Source organism: Agromyces sp. H17E-10 (assembly GCF_022919715.1).
In the GTDB taxonomy this organism is placed as follows: Bacteria; Actinomycetota; Actinomycetes; order Actinomycetales; family Microbacteriaceae; genus Agromyces.
In genome coordinates this window covers 4,137,161-4,160,038 of the sequence record NZ_CP095042.1, presented here as the reverse complement: position 1 = coordinate 4,160,038, position 22,878 = coordinate 4,137,161, and the positions used below count along the sequence as shown (strand labels likewise).

The window sequence follows — 22,878 nt, the reverse complement described above, 5'->3', positions numbered from 1 at the left end:
GTGCGCCGCTCGGGGGAGCGGCGCACACCATCGTGGTCGCGCCGACGGTCGCGGCTGTCGTCGGGTCGTGTCAGCATGACTGACATGACGGTGAACGTGCGGCCGATGACCGAGTCCGAGTTCGACGAATGGCAGCTCGCGATCGCGCAGGAGTACGCGGAGGAGCAGGTGTCGGCGGGCAACTGGTCTCGCGACGGTGCGGTGGAGCGCGCGCTCGACGAGAATGCGCGGCTGCTTCCCGACGGGCTGGCCACGCGTCGGATGCTCGTACTCCGCGGCGTCGACGACGACGGCATCCCGGTCGGCCGTGCCTGGGTGGGGCTCGACCATCCCCGAGGCACGCCCGAGGTGGCGTTCCTCTACGACATCGAGGTGCTCGAAACGCGTCGGGGGAGCGGGCTGGGCCGTGCGCTCCTCTCTGCGGTCGAGGCTGCGACCCGGGCGGCCGGCGCCTCAGCGCTCGAGCTCAACGTGTTCGGCGGCAACGCCGTCGCGATCGGACTCTACGACTCGGCAGGCTACGAGGTCACGACCCAGCAGATGCGGAAGGCGCTGTGAGCGCGGCGTCGGTGTGCGACGAGATCATCGCGCAAGTCGACGCCGAACGTCTCGGGGCGTACGGACTCCACGTGCTGGTCGGCGACGACGTCGCGGAGCATCGCTGGCGCAGCGACGACCGCGTGAACGTCTACTCGGCGTCGAAGGGCGTCTCGGCGCTCGCGGCCGGCATCGCCGTCGACGAGGGCCTGCTGTCGCTCGACACGACCGTCGGCGAGCTGCTGCCGTCGGTCAGCCTGGGGGACGGCGTCGAGCGAGTCGCTCTGCGGCACCTCTTGACGATGACGAGCGGCATCGACTTCGTGTGGTTCTCGCACGAACCCGTTCCCTGGCCCGATCTCGCACAGGAGGTGCTTCGCCGGCCCGCGGTCGGCACGGGCACGGCCTTCCAGTACACCGACGCGAGCACCTACGTCGCGATGCGCATGCTCGGCGCCGTCGTGGGCGACGTTCGCGACTGGCTCATGCTGCGACTGTTCGACCCGCTCGAGATCCACAATCCGCAGTGGCACCGCTGCCCACTCGGCTGGATCATGGGCGGATCGGGGCTCGAGCTCCGCACCGAGGAGCTCGCACGAATCGGGCGCCTGTTGCGCGACCGAGGTCGATGGGGCTCGTCGCAGCTCGTGGACGCTGCGTGGGTCGACGGAATGCACCGGTCGTGGATCGACACCGGCTACGGCGGATCGTCCGCCGGATACGGCCTCGCGGTCTGGGACGGCCCGGGTGAATGCTGGCGACTCGACGGACGATACGGCCAGTTCGTGGTCGTCGACGACGCGCGCGACGCCGTCGTGACGATCACGGCGCACGAAGAGGAGCAGTACAACCGCCTCGCCGTGATCGCGGCGACGGTGCTCGCGAACGAGGAGAGAGTTCGATGACGAAGTACCTGATCTCGTTTCCCAGCGGTGCGATGCAGGTTGCCGCCGCAGAGATGCAAGCCGTCGCGGATGCCGCGCACGAGGTCGTGCGCGAGGCGAAGGCCGCCGGGGTGTGGGTCTTCGGCGGCGGGATCGACGAGACCGTGCCGCCGGTCCGGGTCGACGCCGGCGGAACCGTGACTGAGGGGACCTATCCCGAGACCGAGCGCATCGAAGGCGGCTACACGGTGCTCGAGCTGACGAGTCGCGATGAGGCGCTCGCCTGGGCGGCGAAGATCGCGGCCGCGTGCCGTTGTGCGCAAGAGGTGCGTGCGTTCCAGTACGACCCCGAGAGCTGACGCGGTCGATTCTGGTGGCGCTTGGGGGAGAGTCGAGGGTCGAGTCGACCAAGCCGGCGGAATCGCGTCACGCGGTGCCTCGCGTGGGCCGATAGCGCATGGCCACCGCTCCTGACCTGAACTCACGCCGGTCCACGAGCTCGAGCTGTATGCGCTCGCGCAGGCCTGCGAGCAACGTCGGGCCGTGCCCGGCGAGGACCGGCTGCACGAGGAACTCGTACTCGTCGATCAGTCCTGCGTCGGCCAGAGCCCGGGGGAGCGTCACACCGCCGACCCACAGTCGCCCGCCCAGCTCCTGTTTGAGCCGGCGCACCGCCTGCTCGAGGTCGCCGCGCAGGAGCTCGGCATTCCAGTCGGCAGTCTCCAGCGTGCTCGACACGACGTACTTCTTCGCGCCATCGATGGCCTCGGCGAACGGGCGCTGCAGCTCGTCCACCCAGTCGGGCCAGGCGCCCGTGGCGGGTTTCCGCCACGCCGACTCCATCATCTCGTAGGTCACCCGGCCGAACAGCAGTGCATCGGCCTGTTCCATCTCGGTGGCCCAGTATCGCATCGAGTCCTCGTCAGGCGGGAGACCCGCCTCATGATGGCAGCAGCCGTCGAGCGTGACGTTGATCGAGTATCGAAGCGTTCTCATCCCGTTGCTCTCCCTTGATGGCGCACGCACTCGGCACGTCCACTCAATCTGGCAGATGGCGAGGCGATTTGGAACGGGCGGGGACCGGCCACGGGCGCCGCGAAAATGCCAACTAGTCGTCGAAGCGTGTGCCTTCGAATCGCGATCTCCGGAGGGCGAGAAGGAGCAGGACGAACGGACCCGGAGGGATGAGCGCCAGCAGCACCCACCATCCGGACAGGTTCGAATCGTGCAGGCGGCGCACCGCCACTGTGAAGCCGGGGAGAACGGTAACCCATTGCCACACTCCCGCGCAGAAAAATGAGAACGCGACGAACGACGAGTTGGAGACCTCTGGCGAAGGAGTGCTGAACAACGCCACGCTTGCAAAGAGCCACGAACCGAATGGGCCGACCATCAGCGATTGCTGTGTCGCCGGTCCAGAGATGAGCGCCGGTACGAGCACGAGCGTCACCGCCAGTACAACGATGTTGACGAGCATCCACCACCAGTACTCGCTTCGACTTGCCCGGCCCCGGAGACGGAACGCACCGGCCGCGAACCTGCTCATGGCCCGCCCGAGCGACGCGCCTGGCCAAGGCAGTTCAACCCGATGGGCTGTACCGACATATGTCACACGCCGATGCTAGGGCAACGCGGCGTCCAGTCGCGTTCGCGCAGAGCCGCCTTGGGTTGAACCAGAGTCAGCGGACCACCAGATCCTCGCGGAGCAGTCGGTTAGGAGGAGTGAAATCCGACCGACGCCAGAGCGTCTTTGCATTCTATTCCGACATAATGTGCATTATCGGCGCTCCTGCCGAATGGGCCGTGAGGCCGATTCGATCTGCGCGATCACCTGGAGATGGCGCGCGCAGCGCGCGTCGCGGCCGACCACGCGACGCCGATGACGAACGCGCCGATTGACCCCTGATTCCGATGATCGCGCAGGTCAGGCCGACTGCCGCCATGGCGGCCGATGGAACGATCGCTGCAGCGTGACCTTTCCGCCAGGCGGAATCGCTCTGCAGCAGCGCCGGGAGTTTGAGCCCGAAGTATCGGTTCACGTGGATCGAACCACGACTCGCGAGAACGCAGACGACGACCAGCAGCGTCGACAGTGCGGTGAACCACCAGCCGAGAACGGCGAGGACGACCGAGGCGTGCTCCGATCCCATGGAATCGATTATGCGCGCTCAGCGGCACGGAGAGGCGAAGACTTCGCCAGCAACTCCCCCGGCGCTACCCGCCCTCGCTCGATGCCCGCAGGCCTTCGAGCGCCCGAGCGAGCGTCGACTTCAGCACGGTGAGCTCGTCGGCGCTGACAGCGGCGAACAACTCGTCGGCGACTCCCCTGGTGTGAGTCTGAGCGGTTCGGAGGGCTTGCAGGCCTGCGTCGGTGAGCTCGAGGATGCCGACCCTGCGGTCGATCGCCGACGGTGTCCTCGAGACGAAGCCCTGGCGTTCGAGATCGTCGACGGTTCGGACCATCCCCGTCTTGTCCATGCCCAGTCGTGCGACGAGGTCGCGCTGGGTCTGCACACCATCCCTGATCAAGAACATCACCGACAGATGGCGGGCTGTGAGATCCATGGGGCGCAGGATGGCATCGAGACGCTCGGTCGCCGCGGCATACACCTGATGGAACAGCACGGCCACACCGATGGCGTCCTCTCCCCCGCGTTCGCTCATGGCTCGATCATCGCACAGATAGATCCATCTGGGATTGATTCAAATGGATCTAATTGCTACGGTGCTCTCATGTCGACCGCAACCGCTGCTCTGCCGCATGCTCCTCGATGGTCGATCCGGCTCCTCCGATGGGCATGGACCGTCACTGCGGCGCTCATGTTCGGGCAGTCCGTGCTGGCGGGCCTCTTCATGGGCGGGGCGCCGGCGGCGTTCGACCTGCATCGCGACATGGCGACGATCTCGGGGATCGCGCTGATGGTCGGCATCGCGACGACGATCGTCGCTCGCATCGTGAGCCGTTCGCCGCGGTGGCCGATCGGCGCTTCGATCGGGCTCCTCGGCCTGATGTCGCTGCAGGCGTTCGCCGGATTCCGCTCGCTCGTCGCTCTGCACGTGCCGCTCGGGGTCATCGTCATCGTGCTGACGGTCGGGCTGACCGTCTGGTCGTGGCGGTGGCCGTCGCACTGTGAGCGGCAGGAGAAGCAACCCGTCGCCCCGGGCGCGGTCGACGAACGGCCCGGGGTCACGACTCCGAGTCGATGATCGAGACGGTCCGTGTGGGTGCCGGCCAGTTGGCCAGCACGATCGCAAGGACGCCGAGGAAGGTCGAGCCACCGACACGTGCGAGGAGGTCGACGGCCACGACGGCACCGAGGACCTCCTGCGATTCGGTGCCTCCGGCGAAGACGAGGTATTGGAGCACGGTACTCGCCGCGACGGCGCCCAGCACCCAGGCCGGCGCCCAGTTCCACGGCCGCTGAACCGCGTGCGCACGTCCGATCTGCACGACGGCGATGAGCGCTATTGCGCCTTGCAGGAGCGAGAGCGTGGTGCCCAGCACCTGAGCGGGGCCCATGTTCGACGGGTCGATCGGCACGAGGCCGAATACGACCTCGTGAGCGAAGCCCCAGACCGCGAGCAGCACGAGCGCTGTCGTGCCGAGCGGGCGGCGAGCCGTGATGCTGCCCTGCCCGCGAAGGCCGAAGGCGAACACGAGCAGTGCGAGCGCATACAGGACCTCTCCGACGAGCCGGGAGCCCGGCATCGCGAAGAGCCATGGCCGCACGACGAAGTCCACGATGGTGGAGGCCAGCAGCAATGAACCGCCGAGCAGCCACGCGCGTCGACGATCGGAGAAGCGACGTGCATCGTCGCGGAGGGCGTCGGTGGCCATGACCGCAAGGCTACTTCGAGCCGCCCCGAGAAGGGGCGTGGAGTTCGATCATCGGATGAGTGGCATATGGCGACCTCGATGCGACGGTGGAGGCGGTTTCAGCCGACGACCCTGATGCCCAGATGTCGCGCGAGGTGCGGCGCGAGCATCGCCACCTGCAGTGCGTCGAGTGTCGCACCGCTGAGGCCGGCGATGCCGTCGATCACCGCGGGGTCGAGGCCCCGGAGATCGACGTCGCGCAGCCGCGCCCCGGTGACGTCGAGTGCGCGCATCTCGCTGCCGTCGAAGGCGACGCGTTCGGCGCTCGCGTTGCCGAGATCGAGTTCGTCGATCGTGCAGTCGACGAAGCGCACGTCGCGGATCTCGGCACCGCGGAGGTTCACGAAGCCGAGCTTGCAGCCGACGAACCGCACCGACTGCCAACGCCCGTCGTGGAACTCGACCGAACCGAGCCGCGATGACGTGACCGAGACGTCGCGCAGGTCGAGGTACGGCGCGTGCAGCACCGGTGCCTCGAGCCGCTCGACGACGACGTCCCGCAGCACCGTCCCGCGGAGCCGTGCCTCATGGGCGAACACCCCCGACAGCTCGCACTCGTCGAGCCGCATCCCGCTCAGATCACGCCCGGCCAGATCGATGTCGGTGAACCGGCGCGCCTCGACCCTGGCGCCTGCCGTGAGCTCCGCGACGGCGCCGTCGTCGAGGTCGACCAGCACGATCTCCTCGATGCGCGGGGCGATCGGCCGGTCGGTCTTGGCCACGGCTGGTGCTCCTTCCGTGCGGACGTCGGGTCAGGATGCCGCGGCGCCGACGTAGTCCGCGAGGTGTCGGCCGGTGAGCGTCGAGCGTGCGCTGACGAGATCCGCCGGGACACCCTCGAACACGATGCGACCGCCGTCGTGGCCGGCTCCGGGCCCGAGGTCGATGATCCAGTCGGCGTGCGCCATCACGGCCTGGTGGTGCTCGATGACGATCACCGATCTGCCCGAGTCGACCAGGCGGTCGAGCAGGCCCAGCAGGTTCTCGACGTCGGCGAGATGGAGGCCGGTGGTCGGCTCGTCGAGCACGTACACCTCGCCCTCCTCCCCCATCGCGATGGCGAGCTTGATGCGCTGCCGTTCGCCGCCCGACAGCGTCGAGAGCGGCTGGCCGAGGGTGAGGTACCCGAGCCCGACGTCCTCGAGCCGACCGAGGATCTTCGCGGCGGCGGGGATCTTCGCCTCGCCGTCGGAGAAGAACTCCCGGGCACGCGCGACGGGCAGGTCGAGCACCTCGGTGATGTCGAGTCCGCCCAGCTTGTACTCGAGCACGGCGGCCTGGAACCGCTTGCCGCCGCAGTCCTCGCAGGGCGTCTCGATCGTGTCCATGAAGCCGAGCTCGGTGATGATGACGCCCGAACCCTTGCAAGTCGGGCACGCCCCCTCGGAGTTCGCACTGAAGAGCGCCGGCTTCACGCCGTTCGCCTTCGCGAAGGCCTTGCGGATCGGTTCGAGCAGCCCGGTGTAGGTCGCCGGGTTGCTGCGGCGGGAGCCCTTGATCGCCCCCTGGTCGATCGAGACGACGCCCTCGCGTCGTGCGACGGACCCGTGGATGAGCGAGCTCTTGCCCGAGCCGGCGACGCCGGTCACCACCGTCAGCACGCCGAGCGGGATGTCGACGTCGACGCCCTCGAGGTTGTTCTCGCTCGCGCCGCGGATCTCGATCGCGCCGTTCGGGGTACGCACGGCCGGCTTGAGCGAGGCGCGGTCGTCGAGGTGGCGCCCGGTGAGCGTGCCGCTCGCCTTGAGTCCGTCGACGGTGCCCTCGAAGCAGATCTCGCCGCCGTTTCGGCCGGCACCCGGGCCGAGGTCGACGACGTGGTCGCCGATCGCGATCGTCTCGGGTTTGTGCTCGACGACGAGCACGGTGTTGCCCTTGTCGCGCAACTGCAGGAGCAGGGTGTTCATGCGCTGGATGTCGTGCGGGTGCAGCCCGATCGTCGGTTCGTCGAAGACGTACGTGACATCGGTCAGCGAGGAGCCGAGGTGGCGCAGCATCTTGATGCGCTGGGCCTCGCCGCCCGACAGCGTTCCCGACGGACGCTCGAGGCTCAGGTAGCCGAGTCCGAGGGTCACGAAGGCGTCGAGGTTCGCGCCGAGCGCCTCGAGCAGCGGCCCCGCCTCGGGCCGGTCGAGCCCGCGAACCCAGTCGGCGAGGTCGGTCACCTGCATCCGACACGCGTCGGCGATGCTGACCCCGTCGATCTTCGACGAGCGCGCGCCTTCGGTGAGCCGGGTGCCGTCGCACTCGGGGCACCTCGCGAAGGTCGCCACCCGCTCGACGAAGCTGCGGATGTGCGGCTGCAGCGCGTCGAGGTCCTTCGACAGCATCGACTTCGTGAGCTTCGGGATGAGCCCCTCGTAGGTCATGTTGATGCCGCTGATCTTGACCTTCGTGACCTCGCCGTAGAGGAAGAGGTGCCGCTGCTTCTCGGTGAACTGCGCGATCGGCTTGTCGGCCGGGTAGAAGCCCGACTGCGAGAACCCCTTCACCATCCAGCCGTCGGCGGTGTAGCCGGGCACCATGATCGCCCCCTCGTCGAGCGACTTCGACTCGTCGACGATCTGCGAGAGGTCGAGGTCGGAGACCGAGCCGCGGCCCTCGCAGCGCGGGCACATGCCGCCGAGGTAGATGGCGTCCTTCACGATCTTCTTCTCGCCGCCCGGCCCGGTCATGACCCCGCTCGCGCGCTGCGTCGGAATGTTGAACGAGAACGCCGTGGGTCCGCCGATGTACGGATCGCCGAGCTTCGAGAACAGGATGCGCAGCATCGCGTTCGCGTCGGTGACGGTGCCGACCGTCGAACGCGGGTTGGCGCCGAGGCGCTCCTGGTCGACGAGGATCGCGGTCGTCAGGCCCTCGAGCACGTCCACGTCGGGGCGCGGCACCGAGGGCATGAACCCCTGCACGAAGGCGCTGTAGGTCTCGTCGATGAGTCGACGCGACTCGGCCGCGATCGTGTCGAACACGAGCGAGCTCTTTCCCGAGCCCGACACGCCGGTGAACACCGTGAGCCTGCGCTTCGGCAGGTCGACGTCGACGTTCTTCAGGTTGTTCTCCCTGGCACCGCGCACGCTGATGCGTTCATGACGGTCGGCGGGGTTCGTCGCGTTCTTCTCGGTGGCCATGTGGTCTAGATTCTCACGGGCGCGGACGATGAGGCACATGCGGGTCACGCTAGCCGCGGCATCCTCGTCGACGCTTCTCGATTCGTGACCGATACCGCTACGTCACCGACGCGCGCGGTCGCATTGCGACGCGCGGGTTCACATCCGATACCCAGACTGGGTTCGGCAATAGCCTTGGCGGGCACGGTTCACCCCCTGAAAGGACAGGACATGTCTTCACCGCAGCCCACCGGGTTCTTCGCCACGTTCTCGCTCGACGCCGATGAACTGTCGAAGTCGGCGATCAACACGGTCCGCACCACGCTGGGCATCAGCGGCGCGGTCGCGCTCATCGTCGGCCTCCTCATCACGTTCTGGCCGAAGGACTCGGCAGTCGTCCTCACCGTCATCCTCGGCATCTACCTGCTCATCGCGGGCATCGCCTACCTCGGCCTCGGCATCTTCTCGAAGGGCATCTCGGGCGGAGCGAGGACGCTCGACATCATCCTCGGCCTCCTCTTCATCATCGGCGGCGTCGTCGCGCTCTCGAACCCGACCGAGAGCGCCGTCGTGCTCGGCATCTTCCTCGGCATCCTCATCGGTGTGCTGTGGATCGTCGAGGGCATCGTCGCGCTCGCGCAGCTCGGAGACGCGCCGTCGAAGGGCTGGGCGATCTTCTTCGGCATCCTGAGCATCGTCGCCGGCATCGTGCTGCTGTTCTCGCCGCTCTACGTGGTCGTGCTGTGGTGGATCATCGGCATCAGCCTGATCGTGCTCGGCATCATCCAGATCGTGCGCGCGTTCACGTTCGGCAAGGGCGTCAAGACCGCCTGACGAACGCGCGGTGCGCCGCGCATGAACAACGAGAAGGCCGGCCCCGGATGCTCCGGGGCCGGCCTTCTTCGTCGTGCGGGGCGTTACGCGGTCAGGCTTCCTTCGCGAAGCCCGAGATGTCGCCGACGTAGCGGGTGTGCTCGGCGGGGATCGGGTCCGCGACCGCCGAGGCGACCTCGGCGGCGAACTCGGCGACGTTGTAGAGCCGGCCCGCGTCCTGCTTGCGGGCGTCGATCGCGCCGGGGTTCGCCCGCTCGAGGAGCGTCGCGGTGATCGTGCCCTCGATCATGTCGCCCGAGACGACCACGAACTCGACGCCCGCAGCGTCGAACTCGGGCAGCTTGGCGCGGAGCGCGTCCTCACCGGCGCGCTTCGAAAGGGCGACGGGCTCGTACTCGGGCATGGTCGGAGTGGTGCGGATGAAGTGCGCCTGGTGGCTCGTCACGAACACGATGCGGGCACCCTCGGCGAGGTGCGGCAGCGCGCCCTCGACGACGTTCACCTGGGCGTCGCGGTTGAGGCGCATCGCGTAGTCCTCGCCGAGGCCGGTCTCCATGCCGCCCGAGGCGTTGAGCACGAGCACATCGATCGGCCCGAGCTCGGCGACGGTGCGCTCGAACATCGCCGCGACCGACTCGGGGTCGGTCAGGTCGGCGCCGACGGCGATCGCCGTGCCGCCGGCCGCGGTGATCTCGGCGACGACCTTGTCGGCGCGCGGCGCCTTGCTGCGGTAGTTCACGACGACGGAGGCGCCGGCCTCGGCGAGGTAGCGGGCGGTGTCGGCGCCGATGCCGCGCGACGAACCGGTCACGAGTGCGACGCGGCCGGCGAGCGATCCGGGGGCGAGTGGGTTGGTCACGGAGGCTCCTCGATGGTCTGGGCGCCGCGGGGTCGGCCCGCGCGGCCGAACCGAGACTATCAACTCCCCCATGCCGCGCCGGGCACTGCTAGTTTCGAGAGAAGCCGACCGCGTGCGAAGGAGACCCGATTTGGATGTGCTGACCCAGTACGCGTGGATCGTCTGGCTGGTCCTGATCCTGGCGTTCGCGACGATCGAGGTGTTCACCCTCGAGATGACGTTCCTGATGCTCGCACTCGGCAGCGTCGCGGGCCTGCTCTCGGGGCTGTTCGGCATTCCGTGGTGGGCGCAGTTCATCATCGCCGCGGTCGTCGCGGTCGCGCTCATGCTCGTGCTGCGGCCGCCCCTGCTGCGTGCGCTGCGACGCGGCGGCGACCCGACGCGAAGCAACATCGACGCCCTGATCGGGGCGGAGGGAACGGTCGTGCTGACCGTCGGCGGTGCGGGCGGCCAGGTCCGTCTGCAGAACGGCGAGACCTGGACGGCGAGGCTCTCGCCCGCGACCGAGCAGGCTGACGTACCGGTCGGCGAGCGCGTGCTCGTCACCGCCATCGATGGCGCGACGGCGGTCGTCGTGCCGGTAGAGAGGAGCACCACCGAGTAATGGATGTGCCCAGCATCATCGTGACGGTCGTCGTCATCGCGATCGTCATCTTCGTCATCGTCGTCATCGCACGTTCGATCAGGATCATCCCGCAGGCGTACGCGGGCATCGTCGAGCGGCTCGGCCGCTACCACAAGACGCTCACCCCCGGCCTCAACCTGCTCGTGCCGTTCATCGACCGGCTGCGCCCGCTCGTCGACATGCGCGAACAGGTCGTGTCGTTCCCGCCGCAGCCGGTGATCACCGAAGACAACCTCGTCGTCTCGATCGACACGGTCGTCTACTTCCAGGTGACCGACGCACGTGCCGCGACCTACGAGATCGCGAACTACCTCGGCGCGGTCGAGCAGCTCACCACGACGACGCTCCGCAACGTGGTCGGCGGGCTGAACCTCGAGGAGGCGCTCACCTCGCGCGACAACATCAACGGCCAGCTGCGCGTCGTGCTCGACGAGGCGACCGGCAAGTGGGGCATCCGCGTGTCGCGGGTCGAGCTCAAGGCGATCGACCCGCCCATCTCCATCCAGGACTCGATGGAGAAGCAGATGCGCGCCGAGCGCGACCGCCGCGCGCTCATCCTCACCGCCGAGGGCACGAAGCAGTCCGCCATCCTCACGGCGGAGGGCGAGCGGCAGGCCGCGATCCTCCAGGCCGAGGGCGACGCGAAGGCGGCCGTCCTGCGCGCTCAGGGCGAGGCCGAGGCGATCCTCACGGTCTTCGACGCGATCCACAAGGGCGACCCCGACCCGAAGCTGCTCGGCTACCAGTACCTGCAGATGCTCCCCCAGCTCGCCCAGGGCGACGCGAACAAGCTCTGGGTGATCCCGAGCGAGCTCACCGAGGCGCTCAAGGGCATCGGACGCGCGTTCACCCCCGGAGGCGGCGGGATCCCCCCGGTTCCGGGCGCTGCCGCGCAGACGCCGCCGGCCACGGGCAGCGACCCGCGTCCGCCGGCCGGACCGTTCCCGCAGGCCTGATCGCACGTGGCGTCGTCGTACTTCGATCTTCCGGGCCCCCGTGTGCTGGCGCACCGGGGGCTCGCGGTGGATGCACCGGAGAACACGCTCCTCGCCTTCGCGAAGGCGGTCGCCGCCGGAGCCCGCTACATCGAGACCGATGTGCGGGCGACGCACGACGACGTCTCGGTGATCGCGCACGACGAGTCGCTCGCTCGCGTCGCCGGCCGTGAGGTGTCGGTCGCCCAGTTGACGATGGCCGAGCTCCGGCGCATCGACCTCGGCCACGGGCAGGGGCTGCCCTCGCTCGAGGAGGCACTGGACGCGTTTCCCGACGCCAGGTTCAACATCGACGTGAAAGACCAGCGCGCCGTCGAGGCGACCGTCGCGGCGGTCACCCGCACCCGATCGTCGGAGCGCGTGCTCGTCACGAGCTTCTCCGACCGCCGTCGTCGGCAGCTGGCGCGCCTCGTCCCCGACGCGGTCAGCTCGGTCGGGGCGACGGGCGTGCTGGGGTTCCGTCTCTCCTCGTTCGCGCACGCCGGCACGCTCGCGTCGCGGGCTCTGCGCGGCGCGCGCGCCCTCCAGATCCCCGAGCGCACGGGGCCGCTCCGGCTCGTGACGCGACAGCTCGTCGACACCGCGCACACGCTCGGTGCCGAGGTGCACGTCTGGACCGTCAACGACCCTCGCGACATGGTGCGGCTGCTCGACCTCGGCGTCGACGGGCTCGTCACCGATCGCGCCGACCTCGCCATGCAGGTGATCGCCGAACGAAGCTGAGAATTCCCCGCGAAACTTCAGGCTTCGGAAAGGGAACGCCCAGCTTGATCGTTGAGACTGTCAGACGATCGAGAGGAGAACGCCATGGCGGATCGGAGCCTTCGGGGCATGCGGATCGGTGCGCAGAGCCTGCAGAGCGAAGACGGCGTGGTGTTCGCCGACCGCGCTGAGTACACCTACCAGTGCGAGACCTGTGGACGAGACACGACGATGGTCTTCTCGACCGAGGCCGAGATCCCCGAGACGTGGGAGTGCCGCCACTGCGGTGCATCGGCCGTGCTGCTCGTCGACTCGAAGCCGGTCGAGATCGACCGCTCGGGCGAGAAGGTCGCCCGCACCCACTGGGACATGCTGCTCGAGCGCCGTACCATTCCCGAGCTCGAGGAGCTGCTCGAGGAGCGACTCCAGTACCTCCGGGCCCGCCGCGGCCAGAAGGTCGGCGCCTAGTCCTTCGCGTCGCCGTCGCCGTCGGCTGACGCGCCGGTCGCGTTCGACCTCGTGAGTTCTGTGCGACCCGAGCGCTGCCGCGCGAGCACGCCCGCCGCGATGAGGCCGGCGATCGATCCGAGCACGATCACGATCGCGACCCACGAGCCGAGGACGACCGACGGCGTGAGCCCGTGCCGGAGTTCGACGTCGGTCACCATCGCACCCGCCTCGTAGGCCGGGAGGGAGTCGATCGTGCGCCCCGACGGGTCGATGACCTGGCTCGTGCCGACGGTCGAGATGTTCACGACCGACCGTCCGGTCTCGATCGCCCGCAGGCGGGCGATGGCGAGCTGCTGCTGGTTCTCGTCGGTGCCGCGGAAGTCGGCGTTGTTGGTCTGGAACATGTAGAGCTCGGCGCCCTCGCGGGCTCCCTGCCAGATCACGTCGTCGTAGATGACGTCGAAGCAGATCGCGAGGCCCGCGACGGCCGCTCCAAGGTCGAACACCGGCGAGTTCACGCCGGGCGAGTAGCCGCGTTGCACGAGTCCGGTCAGGTCGGGCACGATCGCATCGTAGAACCACCGGTCGGGGATGTACTCGCCGAACGGCACCGGATGCCGCTTGTCGTAGCTGTCGACGGCCCCCTCGCCCGACCGCCAGAGCAGTGAGGTGTTGAAGTACTCGTCGTCGCGCGTCGTGACGGTGTTGAGCACGATCGGCGCGTCGAGGCGCTCGCCGAGGGTGTCGAAGACCCCCGCTGCGGCGGCGCTCCGCGTCGGATCGATGTCGGAACCGCCCTCGGGCCACAGCAGCACGTCGATGCCGGGCTCGTCGAGCACGGGCTCCGTCGCGGCCAGCTGCTTTGAGAGCACGTCGCCCGGTTCGCGCTCGTCGAAATACCCTGCCGGACCGTTGCCCTGCACGCTGGCGACCCTGAGTTCGCCGGCCGGCGTGGTCGGGAAGGCCGGCACGACGACCGCGACCACCAGCAGCGCGGCGACCGGGATGGCGGTGCGGAGGTCTCGCCATCCGCGGAGCCGGACCCACTCGATGACGCCGGCGACAAGGGCGACCATGACGAACCCGAGCCCGGTCGAACCGATCCACGCCACCACCTCGGCGAACGGGCTCTGGGACTGGCTGAGCGCCGCGCGCCCCCAGGGGAAGCCGCCGTACGGCAACGTGCCGGCGGCCGTCTCGCGGACGATCCAGAGCCCGGCGACGAGCAGCGGCAGCCAGATCAGTCGCACCCAACGCGATGCACTCGCATGCGGCACCCAGCGATACGCGAGCGTGATGAGCACCGCGCCGCCCGCCATGAAGAACGACTCGAAGATCGACAGCGCGAGCCATGGGATCGGGCCGAGGTAGAGCGAGGTCCACGACACGTGCTGGAGGTAGAACGCGAGTCCGAAGACGAATCCGACGAGTGCCGCGCTCCAGGCTCGTCGGCCGATCAGCGTGACGAGTGCGAGGGCGATGCCCACGAACGCGAGGGGCCACGCCGAGACGTCGGGGAAGCCGAGGTCGTACACGACGCCGCCGATGGCGGCGACGACGACCGCCGCCCACAACGGCAGCGGCAGGAGACGGCGGCGCGCGGGCGTGGATGGCACCAGATCAGCCTAAGCGACCGGAGTCACGCGGCCGCGCCGTACGCCACCACCCCCCGGCGCACCGCGTCGATCGCCGCTCGCGCCGTCGTGGCGAGCTCGGCCTCGGCGACGATCGAGATCTGGTCGAGCAGATCGATGACCTGCTTCGTCAGGCGGACGAAGTCGCCCGCCGCGAGTTCGGTGTCGTCGAGCACGTTCGCGAGCGCGCCGCCCCTCGCCCAGCCGTGCATGGCCGAGGCGAGCGCCGGCGACGGCTGCTCGCTGCTCGGCAGGCGGTGGTCGCGTTCGAGGTCGTCGAGGGTGCTCCAGACGTCGAGCGTCCGGTCGAAGGCCTCCCGGAAGCCGCGACGCGGCAGCCGGTACTCGACCCCGCGATCGTCGCGTCGCGGTTCGTAGACGAGGGATGCGGCCATCGCGGCGATGCCCGGGACGTCGAGGCCGTCCCAGAGCCCGCGGCGCAGGCACTCGGCGACGAGCAGGTCGCGCTCGCCGTAGATGCGCTTGAGCACGCGCCCCGCCGGCGTCGACACGAGTTGTCCGCGTGCATCGGACTCGAGGTAGCCGAGCTCCGAGAGCACGTCCGACACACGATCGAACCGCTTGGCGACCTGGCCCGTGCGGCTGCGGATCTGGCGCGACAGGTCGTCGTGCTCCTGCTTCAGACGCCACCAGCGTTCGGCCCAGCGGGCGTGCGACTCGCGCTCGGCGCATCCGTGACAGGGATGCGCGCGCAGCCGCTTGCGGGCGGTGCCGAGCTCGCGCTGCAGGCGTTCGCGAGCGGCTGCGGTCGGGTTGCCCTTGGAGGATTGCCGCTCGAGCCGCCCGATCTCACGGCGGATGCCCGCGTACTCGCCGAAGTCGCCGAGGTGGCAGCGCATCGCCTCCTCGTACCCGGCCATCGACTCCTCCTGCTTCCGGAGCGTACGGGCGAGGTCGACGACCGCGCGGTCGGCCTGGAACTGGGCGAAGGACAGCTCGAGGATCTGCCGGGTGCGCTCGCGTCCGAACTGGTCGACCAGGTTGACGGCCATGTTGTAGGTCGGACGGAAGCTCGAGTTGAGCGGATAGCTGCGTCGCGAGGCGAGCGCCGCGACCGACTCGGGGTCGAGCCCGTCAACCCACTGGATGACCGAGTGCCCCTCGATGTCGATGCCGCGCCGGCCGGCACGCCCGGTCAGCTGGGTGTACTCCCCCGGCGTGATCGGCACCCTCGCCTCGCCGTTGAACTTCTCGAGCTTCTCGAGCACGACCGAGCGCGCCGGCATGTTGACGCCGAGCGCGAGCGTCTCGGTCGCGAACACCACCTTCAACAGCTTCTTCTGGAAGAGCTCCTCGACGATCTCCTTGAACGCCGGCAGCATGCCCGCGTGGTGGGCCGCGACGCCCCGCTCGAGGCCCTCGAGCCACTCCCAGTAACCGAGCACCGCGAGATCCTCGTCGCGGAGCATCCGCGCCCGCTCCTCGACGATCGCCCGGATCTCGGCGCGCTCGTGCCCCTCGGTGAGCCGGATGCCGCTGCGCAGCACCTGGCGGACCGCCTGGTCGCACCCTGCGCGCGAGAAGATGAAGACGATCGCGGGCAGCAGGTTCTTGCCCTGCAGGAGCGCGACGACCTCCGAGCGTTCGAGCCGACCGCCCTTGTCGGCCTGGTGGAAGCGCCCGCGGTCGCCGCCGCGGCGCCCGCGCTGCGAACGCGAACCGATCGATCGGCCGCCGGCGCGTGCCAGCTGCTTGAGTTCGGGGTTCACCCGGTGGGTCGCCGCCTGCCCCGATGAGTCGAACAGGTCGACGAGCTTCGACCGCACGAGCACGTGCTGCTCGAGCGGCACCGGGCGGTCTTCGGAGACGATCACCTCGGTGTCGCCGCGCACCGCCTGCAGCCAGTCACCGAACTCCTCGGCGTTCGACACGGTCGCGCTGAGCGAGACGAGTCGGACGGCCTCGGGAAGGTGGATGATGACCTCCTCCCAGACCGCGCCGCGGAACCGGTCGGCGAGGTAGTGCACCTCGTCCATCACGACGTACGCGAGCCGGTCGAGCAGCGGCGAGTCGGCGTAGAGCATGTTGCGCAGCACCTCGGTCGTCATGACGACGATGCGGGCGCCCGAGTTCACGTTGGTGTCGCCCGTGAGGAGGCCGACCTGGTCGGCGCCCCAGGCGTCGCAGAACTCCTGGTACTTCTGGTTGGAGAGCGCCTTGATCGGCGTCGTGTAGAAGACCTTGGCACCCTGCTCCTGCATGGCGAGGTGCACGGCGAACTCGGCGACGACCGTCTTGCCCGCGCCCGTGGGCGCCGCGACGAGGACGCTGCGCCCCTCGTCGAGGGCGGCACAGGCCGCGCTCTGGAACGGGTCGAGATCGAATCGGGTCGCAGCTGCGAACTCGGCGAGCCGAGGCTGCCGACGTTGTTGGCGCGACCGCGCGTAGCGTTCGGCCGGCGAGAGGCTCATCACCTCTCCAGCCTAGACAGCGTCGGGCCTCAGACGGCCTCTCCGAACTCGGCGAGGTTGCGACGCGCGACCCGCTTGTCGTGCAGGTTCGCGATGAACCACGCCGCGAAGTACAGCACGATCATCGGGATCGCGAGCATGAACATCGAGACGATGTCGGCCGACGGGGTCGCGATCGCCGTGAAGAGCACGATCACGAGGATCGCGACCCGCCACGACTTGATGATCGACGCCGCGCTGATGACGCCGGCGAAGTTCAGCAGCACGATGAACACGGGCACCACGAAGGCGATGCCGATCGCGATCACGAGCTTCAGCACGAAGTCGATGTACTCCTTCGCCGTGAGCAGCGACATCGCCCCCTCGGGCACGAAGCTCGTCATGAGCTTCACGATGTTCGGCAGCACGAACCATCCGGCCGCGCAGCCGGCGAAGAACAACGGGATCGCGGTCGCGAAGAACGCGAGCGTGAAGCTCCGCTCCTTCTTGTTGAGGCCGGGGACCAGGAACGCGAACACCTGGTACAGCCACACCGGGCTCGAGATCACGAGGCCCAACGTCAAGGCGATCTGCAGGCGCAGGTCGAAGGCGCTCGAGATCGTCGGGAAGACGATCGCCGTCTCGGCGTCCTGTCCGCGGGCCTCGGCCACGCGCGCGACCGGCTCCTGGATCGCGTCCCAGACGTAGAGGTCGGTCAGTACCCAGCCGGCGACCATGCCCACGACGATCGCGATCGCCGAGATGAAGAGGCGCTTGCGCAGCTCGATGAGGTGCGCGCCGAGCGACATGCGCTTCTCGCGGTTCTTCTCCCCGCGATCTTTCACCGCGGTCATCGAGGTCAGGCGCTCTTGCCGGAATCCGACTCTTCGGACTTCGGCGCCTCGTCACCGGCGGCGGCCGCGTCGCCGTCGCCCTTGTCGCTGCGCACCTCGGTCTTCAGAATCTTCATCGACTGCCCGAGGCTGCGGGCGAGGGCCGGAAGCTTGGGGGCGCCGAACAGCAGCAGGATGACCACGAGGATGATCAGCGCGTGCCAACCGGTGAAGCCTTGCCACATAGGTTTTCGTCCGTTCTCGGGGGATGTTGGCGACAGTCTACCTGCCGGAGGTTGCTGCGAGATCCTACCTGTGGACGGATGCCCCGACGAACCGCTCCGTTCGTCGGGGTACTCCTGGCTCAGTGGTCGGATGTCTCCTGGCCAGCGTAGCCTGCGAGCCCCGCGTCGGCCCACCCGGCGACCGCTGCTCGCGCTTCGGCGGGCGAGACGACCGTCACGAGTCCCGGAAGACCGGCGACGAGGCGCTTGAGCCCGTGCACGTGCGCGAGGCGGAGCGTGACCCTGAGCCGACCGTCGACCGCTTCGGTCTTCGAGTCGGCGAGGTAGTCGGCGAGCAGCGGCAGCGCCTCGGGCACCGCGTCGACGACCACGTCGAAGTCGCTCTCCGAGCCCTGGAACAGGGTGTCGGGGACCTCGGCCTCGGCATGCTCGTCGATCGGCAGGTCGCTGACGACCAGCCCGCTCATGCGGTCGACCCGGAAGTTGCGCACGTCCTCACGCGTGTGGCAGTAGGCCTGCAGGTACCAGTCGGCGTCCTGCGAGAGGATGCGCAGCGGGTCGACGCGTCGCCGGCCCGCGACGCCGACCGCGTTGCGGTAGTCGAACTCGAGCTGACGGCCGCCTGCGACGGCCTCGCGGATGATCGCGAGCGACCCGTTGCTCGCGGACTCGGCGACGGCGATGCGGCTCGGCGCCGCGGAGGCGCCCGCGGTGAGCTTCTGCATGAGCGCGCCGAGCGACGCACTGCCGGCGTTCTCGGGCAGCGCCGAGAGGTACTGGAGGCCGGCGATCAGCGCCGCCGCCTCGCGGGCCGACAGTCGCGGGGCGTCGTCGATGGCGACGTGGTGCACGATCACGATGACGTCGTCGTCCTCGAAGGCGTCCCAGTCGATGTCGAACAGGTCGTTCGGCTGGTACGTGCCGGTGGCACCCGGGAGGCCCGACGTCGCGATGAGGCGCACGGCCTCGCGGATCTCCTCGTCGGAGACGCCGAAGTGCGCCGCGGCGTCGGGTACGTCGACGACCTGCTGCTCGAGCAGGTACGGCACGAGCGAGAGCAGGAAGACGAGCTTGTCGGAGGCCTTCAGCGGCTTGCGGCGGGGTTCGTTCATCGGGCGGCTCCCTCGCGATGCGCCTCGGCGACGAGTCGGAGCCGGTCGCGCACCGCTTCGCGCAGGGTCGCGGGCGCGAGCACGCGGACCTCGGGGCCGTAGGCCGCGAGTTCGTCGGCGAGCACCGCCTCGTCGGTGTAGTGCAGGCGGATGACCCCCGCGTCCTCATCGCCCTCGACGGCCCGCTTGCCGAGGCGGATCTCGGCGTCGCTGCCCGCGGTCACCGCGAGGTCGGCGACGTTCGCGAGCCGCAGGGCGTCGAGCTCGGCGATCACCCGGTCCTGGATGCCGGGCGGCGGGGCGTCGAACGTCGAGCCCGCGACGAACTCCACGTCGCCCACGATGCGGGAGAGCAGGAACGTGCGGGGCTCGTCGACCGCCCGGTCGCGGGCGTGCAGGTGCCAGCGGCCCTCATGGAGCACGACCGCGAGCGGGTCGACGGTGCGCAGGCGCGGCTCCCGCTCCCCCGGCTTGAAATAGCGGAAGCGAACCGTCTGCCGGCGATCGAGCGCCTGGCGGAGCGGCTCGAAGGCCGCATCGCGAACGCGGAGTCGCGGTGCGTAGCCGATGACGGGGTCGCGCGGCTCGATGCCGAGCGACCGCAGCTTGGTGAGGGCGCGCTGCGAGTCGGCCGAGACGGATGCCTCGCGCCAGACCTCGGCCGCGAGACCGAGCAGGGCGAGCTCGTCGGGACTGAACCGCACCGTCTCGGGCAGTTCGTACTGCCCCTTCGGGATGCGGTAGCGCAGGGACTGGTTGTCGCCCGGCCGGTCGGGCGACTCGACCGTCTCGAGCGGGATGCCGAGATCGCGGATCTCGTCTTTGTCACGCTCGAACTGCCGCTCGAGGTTCGCGTTCTGCCCCCCGGCGTCGTAGCGCTCGGCATAGCCGCGGACGGTCGAGAGGATCTCGGACTTCAGGAGCCCGGTCTCGGTCGCGACGAGGGCGAGGACGAGGCTGAACAACCGGTCTTCGACCGGAACCTTCGCTGCACCACTGGGTTCTGTCACGGCCACACGAGCGATCATACTGAACCGCCGACGCCCAACGGGCGCCGGCGGTCGGGTCGATGGACGCTCAGAGCGCGCCGAGCACGTCGACGACGTAGAACTGCGCGGAACCGCTCGCGTCGTCGCCCTCGGGGACGACGATGACGCCGATCTGGGAGCCGGCCTTCTTGCCGACGAGCGCCTTCGTGACCGCGGGCGGGAGCGGTCCGCCCTGGCCGCCGTCGCCGGCGACGACGCCCGTTGCTGAACCGTCTTCCCACGTCGAGGCGGAAACCTCGTTCGTCTTCCAGTCGACCGAGGTGAACTGCACGATGACCTGGTCGCCGTCCTCGACGACCTCGCCCGAGCCACTCTTCAAGAGCTCCACCTCGGATTGCTTCGGCGGAGCCGCCTTCGGGACCGTGACGCCGGGACGGCCGTCTGGCGCGAGTACCACCGCGGGGAAGCCATCGCGGGTCAATTGGGGTGCACCGTCCGCACGAGCAGGGAAAGCCTGGTGCACGTCGACGACGAAGACGAGACTGTCGCCCGGGTTGACACCGAGCTGCAAAGCCTGCGGGCTCTCGCCGAACCCGTCCTTCTGAGGCATGACGATGGCGACGCGCGAACCTTCTCGAGCGCACGTGAGCCCCTTCGCCAAGCCGGGGAAGACGACGCTGTCCGAGGCGACGACTGGAACCGGCGCCTGGTCGCCGAACCCGTTCGACTGCAGAAGGTCTCCGGTCGCGCCGTTGTACATCGCGAAATCAATCGCAACGGGCTGACCGTTCTGGATCAGGGGCCCCTCCCCTTCGATGACCTCGGTGCACTCGGTCTCCTCCGGCGTGAGCGGCGTCGGGAACTCGACCTTCGGGGTCTTGCCGAAGTCGCCCGTGACGTCGATCGTCGACGACGAGTTGCCGGGCTCCGCCCCGGGCGCGGGGGCCTGGGCGGCGCAGCCGGAGAGCGCGACGGCGACGATTCCGGCCGTGGCGATGAGCGCGAGAGACGAGCGCACAGATCCTCGATTCTTCAGGGGTCGCATCTGGGGTGGTCGCTGAGCGGCGTTGAAAGCCTACCCGTCCGAGACGGGAGCCTCGGGTGCGGGTGCATCGGTCTCGTCGCCGTCGTCGCCGCCCGCGGACTTGCGGGCCGCCGCGTCGGCGGCGCGGACGCGCTTGCGCAGCGCCTTCGCGCTCACCTGACGCTCGCCGAGGGCGCCGGGCGTCCACGCCTCGACGTCCTCATCGCTGAACTCGGTCTTCGACGGCCGGCGCTTGAGCTCGGGCAGCACGGTGTCGGGCGCGAGCCGACGGGCGGTGATGAGGAAGCCGGTGTGCGCGATCATGCGGTGATCGGGCCGTACGGCGAGGCCCTGCACGTGCCAGCCGCGCACCATCGTCTCCGAGGACTGCGGTTCGGTGTAGAGGCCCGTGGCACGGATCGCCTCGGCGACCCGGGAAAGCTGCGTGACGGTGGCGATGTAGCAGAGCACGACACCGCCGGGCTTCAACGCCCGGGACACCTCGTCGATGCACTCCCACGGCGCGAGCATGTCGAGCACGACGCGGTCGACGCTCGCGGGCTCCACCGTTTCGGGCAGCACCTCGGCGAGGTCGCCGAGCGTGATCGACCAGTTCTCGGGCACGGCGCCGTGGAAGGTCGCGACGTTGCCGCGAGCCACGTCGGCGAACTCCTCGCGGCGCTCGAACGAGCAGAGGCGGCCGGTCGAGCCGATCGCGCGCAGCAGCCACAGCGACAGCGCCCCCGACCCGACGCCCGCCTCGACGACGGTCGCCCCGGGGAAGATGTCGGCCTGCGCGAGGATCTGCGCCGCATCCTTCGGGTAGACGATCGCCGCACCGCGGGGCATCGACATCACGAAGTCGCTGAGGAGCGGTCGGAGCGCCAGGTACTCGATGCCGACCTGGTTCGCGACGACCGAGCCGTCGGGCAGGCCGATGAGGTCGTCGTGCGCGATCGGCCCCTTGTGCGAGTGGAAGAGCTTGCCCGGCTCGAGCGTGATCGTGTGCATCCGCCCCTTCGGCCCGGTCAGCTGCACGCGGTCGCCGACCCGGAAGGGGCCGCTCTGCTCGCCTCGGCTCGCGGTCATCGGACGGCCTCCCGCTCGGCGACGAGCGCGGCGACGTCGGCGACGGTCGCCCCCTCGAGGGTCGGCCAGAGCGCGGTCGACGCCACCTCGTCGAGCGCCAGGATGTTCGGCACGCCGACGGCGATCGCGCCCGAGTCGTAGGCGCTCGTGAGTCCCGCCGGCGAGTCCTCGAACGCGACGCAGTCGGCGATGTCGACGCCGAGCTCGGCGGCGGCCTGCAGGTACGGCAGCGGGTGGGGCTTGGGGTGCTCGACCGAGTCTCCCGTGACGATCACGTCGAACGCCGTGAACGGAATGGCCGAGATGATCTCGTCGGCCATCGAGCGGAGCGACATGGTGACGAGCGCGGTCGGCACGGATGCCGCGCGGAGGGCCTCGAGCAGCTCTCGCGCCCCGGGCCGCCAGGGCACGCCGTGCTCGGCGAGCATCTCGCTCACCCGGTCGGTCAGGCGGTTCACGATCGTGTCGGCGTCGAGGTCGACGCCCTTCGCCTGGAAGACCTTGGCCGACTCCCACAGTCCGCTGCCGACGAGGGCGAGTGCGTCGTCGTGGGTCCAGGCACCGCCGAACGCCTCGACGAGCTCCTCCTCGGCGGCCATCCAGTAGCGTTCGGTGTCGACGAGGGTTCCGTCCATGTCCCAGAGGACGGCGGCAGGCAGGCGTGTGGTCAC

General features: G+C 69.3%; 26 protein-coding genes. 9 read left to right on the top strand and 17 right to left on the bottom strand.

What is annotated here, in order from left to right; all coding sequences use genetic code 11:
• The first annotated feature begins 84 nt into the window (after positions 1-84).
• Genes MUN74_RS18785 through MUN74_RS18775 form a run of 3 tightly spaced genes read left to right on the top strand, consistent with a single transcriptional unit; the run spans position 85 to position 1,780 of the window.
• Positions 85-558: a GNAT family N-acetyltransferase gene (locus MUN74_RS18785; RefSeq protein WP_244854123.1), complete on the top strand. Its 474-nt coding sequence runs from the start codon at positions 85-87 to the stop codon at positions 556-558.
• On the top strand, positions 555-1,442 hold the full coding sequence (locus MUN74_RS18780; protein ID WP_244854122.1) for a serine hydrolase domain-containing protein: 888 nt from the start codon (positions 555-557) through the stop codon (positions 1,440-1,442). Before MUN74_RS18785 ends, MUN74_RS18780 begins: the two co-directional genes overlap by 4 nt.
• Positions 1,439-1,780, top strand: coding sequence for a YciI family protein (locus MUN74_RS18775; protein WP_244854121.1), 342 nt, complete (start codon positions 1,439-1,441; stop codon positions 1,778-1,780). The genes MUN74_RS18780 and MUN74_RS18775 overlap by 4 nt, the downstream gene beginning before the upstream one ends.
• Before the next feature lie 67 nt (positions 1,781-1,847).
• On the opposite strand, the gene MUN74_RS18770 is transcribed toward MUN74_RS18775, so the two are convergent.
• The 4 genes from MUN74_RS18770 to MUN74_RS18755 form a co-directional block, all read right to left on the bottom strand.
• A complete protein-coding gene (locus MUN74_RS18770; RefSeq protein WP_244854120.1) occupies positions 1,848-2,417 on the bottom strand; it encodes a dihydrofolate reductase family protein in 570 nt (189 codons plus the stop codon).
• A gap of 112 nt (positions 2,418-2,529) precedes the next feature.
• On the bottom strand, positions 2,530-2,898 hold the full coding sequence (locus MUN74_RS18765) for a DUF805 domain-containing protein (RefSeq protein WP_244854119.1): 369 nt from the start codon (positions 2,896-2,898) through the stop codon (positions 2,530-2,532).
• Between the two features lie 280 nt (positions 2,899-3,178).
• Positions 3,179-3,571: a hypothetical protein gene (locus tag MUN74_RS18760; protein WP_244854118.1), complete on the bottom strand. Its 393-nt coding sequence runs from the start codon at positions 3,569-3,571 to the stop codon at positions 3,179-3,181.
• A gap of 64 nt (positions 3,572-3,635) precedes the next feature.
• On the bottom strand, positions 3,636-4,052 hold the full coding sequence (locus tag MUN74_RS18755; protein WP_244854117.1) for a MarR family winged helix-turn-helix transcriptional regulator: 417 nt from the start codon (positions 4,050-4,052) through the stop codon (positions 3,636-3,638).
• Between MUN74_RS18755 and MUN74_RS18750 the strand changes: the two genes are divergently transcribed.
• Entirely contained in the window at positions 4,035-4,628 is a 594-nt protein-coding gene (locus MUN74_RS18750) for a hypothetical protein (RefSeq protein ID WP_244854116.1), read from the top strand. The two genes, MUN74_RS18755 and MUN74_RS18750, sit on opposite strands and share 18 nt — an antisense overlap.
• Here MUN74_RS18750 and MUN74_RS18745 read toward each other — a convergent pair.
• The 3 genes from MUN74_RS18745 to MUN74_RS18735 all read right to left on the bottom strand — a co-directional run bounded on the left by MUN74_RS18745 (position 4,609) and on the right by MUN74_RS18735 (position 8,426).
• Complete coding sequence (locus MUN74_RS18745) at positions 4,609-5,259, bottom strand: hypothetical protein (protein ID WP_244854115.1); 651 nt, start codon at positions 5,257-5,259, stop codon at positions 4,609-4,611. The genes MUN74_RS18750 and MUN74_RS18745 overlap by 20 nt on opposite strands.
• Positions 5,260-5,357: 98 nt before the next feature.
• Positions 5,358-6,020, bottom strand: coding sequence for a pentapeptide repeat-containing protein (locus MUN74_RS18740; RefSeq protein WP_244854114.1), 663 nt, complete (start codon positions 6,018-6,020; stop codon positions 5,358-5,360).
• A gap of 30 nt (positions 6,021-6,050) precedes the next feature.
• Positions 6,051-8,426, bottom strand: a complete 2,376-nt coding sequence (locus MUN74_RS18735) for an ATP-binding cassette domain-containing protein (protein WP_244854113.1) — start codon at positions 8,424-8,426, stop codon at positions 6,051-6,053.
• A 210-nt stretch (positions 8,427-8,636) separates the two neighbouring features.
• On the opposite strand from MUN74_RS18735, the gene MUN74_RS18730 reads away from it, so the two are divergent.
• The gene (locus MUN74_RS18730; protein WP_244854112.1) at positions 8,637-9,239 is read left to right on the top strand and encodes an HdeD family acid-resistance protein; all 603 of its coding nucleotides are present in this window, start codon (positions 8,637-8,639) and stop codon (positions 9,237-9,239) included.
• A 91-nt stretch (positions 9,240-9,330) separates the two neighbouring features.
• Here MUN74_RS18730 and MUN74_RS18725 read toward each other — a convergent pair whose 3' ends face one another.
• Positions 9,331-10,098, bottom strand: coding sequence for an SDR family oxidoreductase (locus MUN74_RS18725; RefSeq protein WP_244854111.1), 768 nt, complete (start codon positions 10,096-10,098; stop codon positions 9,331-9,333).
• Positions 10,099-10,234: 136 nt separating this feature from the next.
• On the opposite strand from MUN74_RS18725, the gene MUN74_RS18720 reads away from it, so the two are divergent.
• The 4 genes from MUN74_RS18720 to MUN74_RS18705 all read left to right on the top strand — a co-directional run bounded on the left by MUN74_RS18720 (position 10,235) and on the right by MUN74_RS18705 (position 12,888).
• Complete coding sequence (locus MUN74_RS18720) at positions 10,235-10,702, top strand: NfeD family protein (RefSeq protein ID WP_244856501.1); 468 nt, start codon at positions 10,235-10,237, stop codon at positions 10,700-10,702.
• Positions 10,702-11,679, top strand: coding sequence for an SPFH domain-containing protein (locus MUN74_RS18715; RefSeq protein WP_244854110.1), 978 nt, complete (start codon positions 10,702-10,704; stop codon positions 11,677-11,679). Before MUN74_RS18720 ends, MUN74_RS18715 begins: the two co-directional genes overlap by 1 nt.
• A 66-nt stretch (positions 11,680-11,745) precedes the next feature.
• Positions 11,746-12,441, top strand: coding sequence for a glycerophosphodiester phosphodiesterase family protein (locus tag MUN74_RS18710; RefSeq protein ID WP_244854109.1), 696 nt, complete (start codon positions 11,746-11,748; stop codon positions 12,439-12,441).
• A gap of 84 nt (positions 12,442-12,525) precedes the next feature.
• Entirely contained in the window at positions 12,526-12,888 is a 363-nt protein-coding gene (locus MUN74_RS18705; protein WP_244854108.1) for an RNA polymerase-binding protein RbpA, read from the top strand.
• Here MUN74_RS18705 and lnt read toward each other — a convergent pair.
• The 9 genes from lnt to MUN74_RS18660 form a co-directional block, all read right to left on the bottom strand.
• A complete protein-coding gene (lnt, locus tag MUN74_RS18700) occupies positions 12,885-14,486 on the bottom strand; it encodes an apolipoprotein N-acyltransferase (RefSeq protein ID WP_244854107.1) in 1,602 nt (533 codons plus the stop codon). The two genes, MUN74_RS18705 and lnt, sit on opposite strands and share 4 nt — an antisense overlap.
• A 23-nt stretch (positions 14,487-14,509) precedes the next feature.
• On the bottom strand, positions 14,510-16,936 hold the full coding sequence (locus MUN74_RS18695) for a DEAD/DEAH box helicase (RefSeq protein WP_244854106.1): 2,427 nt from the start codon (positions 16,934-16,936) through the stop codon (positions 14,510-14,512).
• A 29-nt stretch (positions 16,937-16,965) separates the two neighbouring features.
• Positions 16,966-17,724 (bottom strand): twin-arginine translocase subunit TatC, encoded by a 759-nt coding sequence (tatC, locus tag MUN74_RS18690; RefSeq protein ID WP_244856500.1) that lies wholly within the window; start codon positions 17,722-17,724, stop codon positions 16,966-16,968.
• Positions 17,725-17,774: 50 nt separating this feature from the next.
• Entirely contained in the window at positions 17,775-17,993 is a 219-nt protein-coding gene (gene tatA / locus MUN74_RS18685) for a twin-arginine translocase TatA/TatE family subunit (protein ID WP_244854105.1), read from the bottom strand.
• A gap of 119 nt (positions 17,994-18,112) precedes the next feature.
• Entirely contained in the window at positions 18,113-19,105 is a 993-nt protein-coding gene (locus MUN74_RS18680; RefSeq protein ID WP_244854104.1) for a helix-turn-helix transcriptional regulator, read from the bottom strand.
• Positions 19,102-20,115, bottom strand: coding sequence for a helix-turn-helix transcriptional regulator (locus MUN74_RS18675; protein ID WP_244854103.1), 1,014 nt, complete (start codon positions 20,113-20,115; stop codon positions 19,102-19,104). The genes MUN74_RS18680 and MUN74_RS18675 overlap by 4 nt, the downstream gene beginning before the upstream one ends.
• Before the next feature lie 67 nt (positions 20,116-20,182).
• Positions 20,183-21,139, bottom strand: coding sequence for an FKBP-type peptidyl-prolyl cis-trans isomerase (locus MUN74_RS18670; protein ID WP_244854102.1), 957 nt, complete (start codon positions 21,137-21,139; stop codon positions 20,183-20,185).
• Between the two features lie 30 nt (positions 21,140-21,169).
• On the bottom strand, positions 21,170-22,207 hold the full coding sequence (locus MUN74_RS18665; protein WP_244854101.1) for a tRNA (adenine-N1)-methyltransferase: 1,038 nt from the start codon (positions 22,205-22,207) through the stop codon (positions 21,170-21,172).
• Positions 22,204-22,878: an HAD family hydrolase gene (locus tag MUN74_RS18660; protein WP_244854100.1), complete on the bottom strand. Its 675-nt coding sequence runs from the start codon at positions 22,876-22,878 to the stop codon at positions 22,204-22,206. Before MUN74_RS18660 ends, MUN74_RS18665 begins: the two co-directional genes overlap by 4 nt.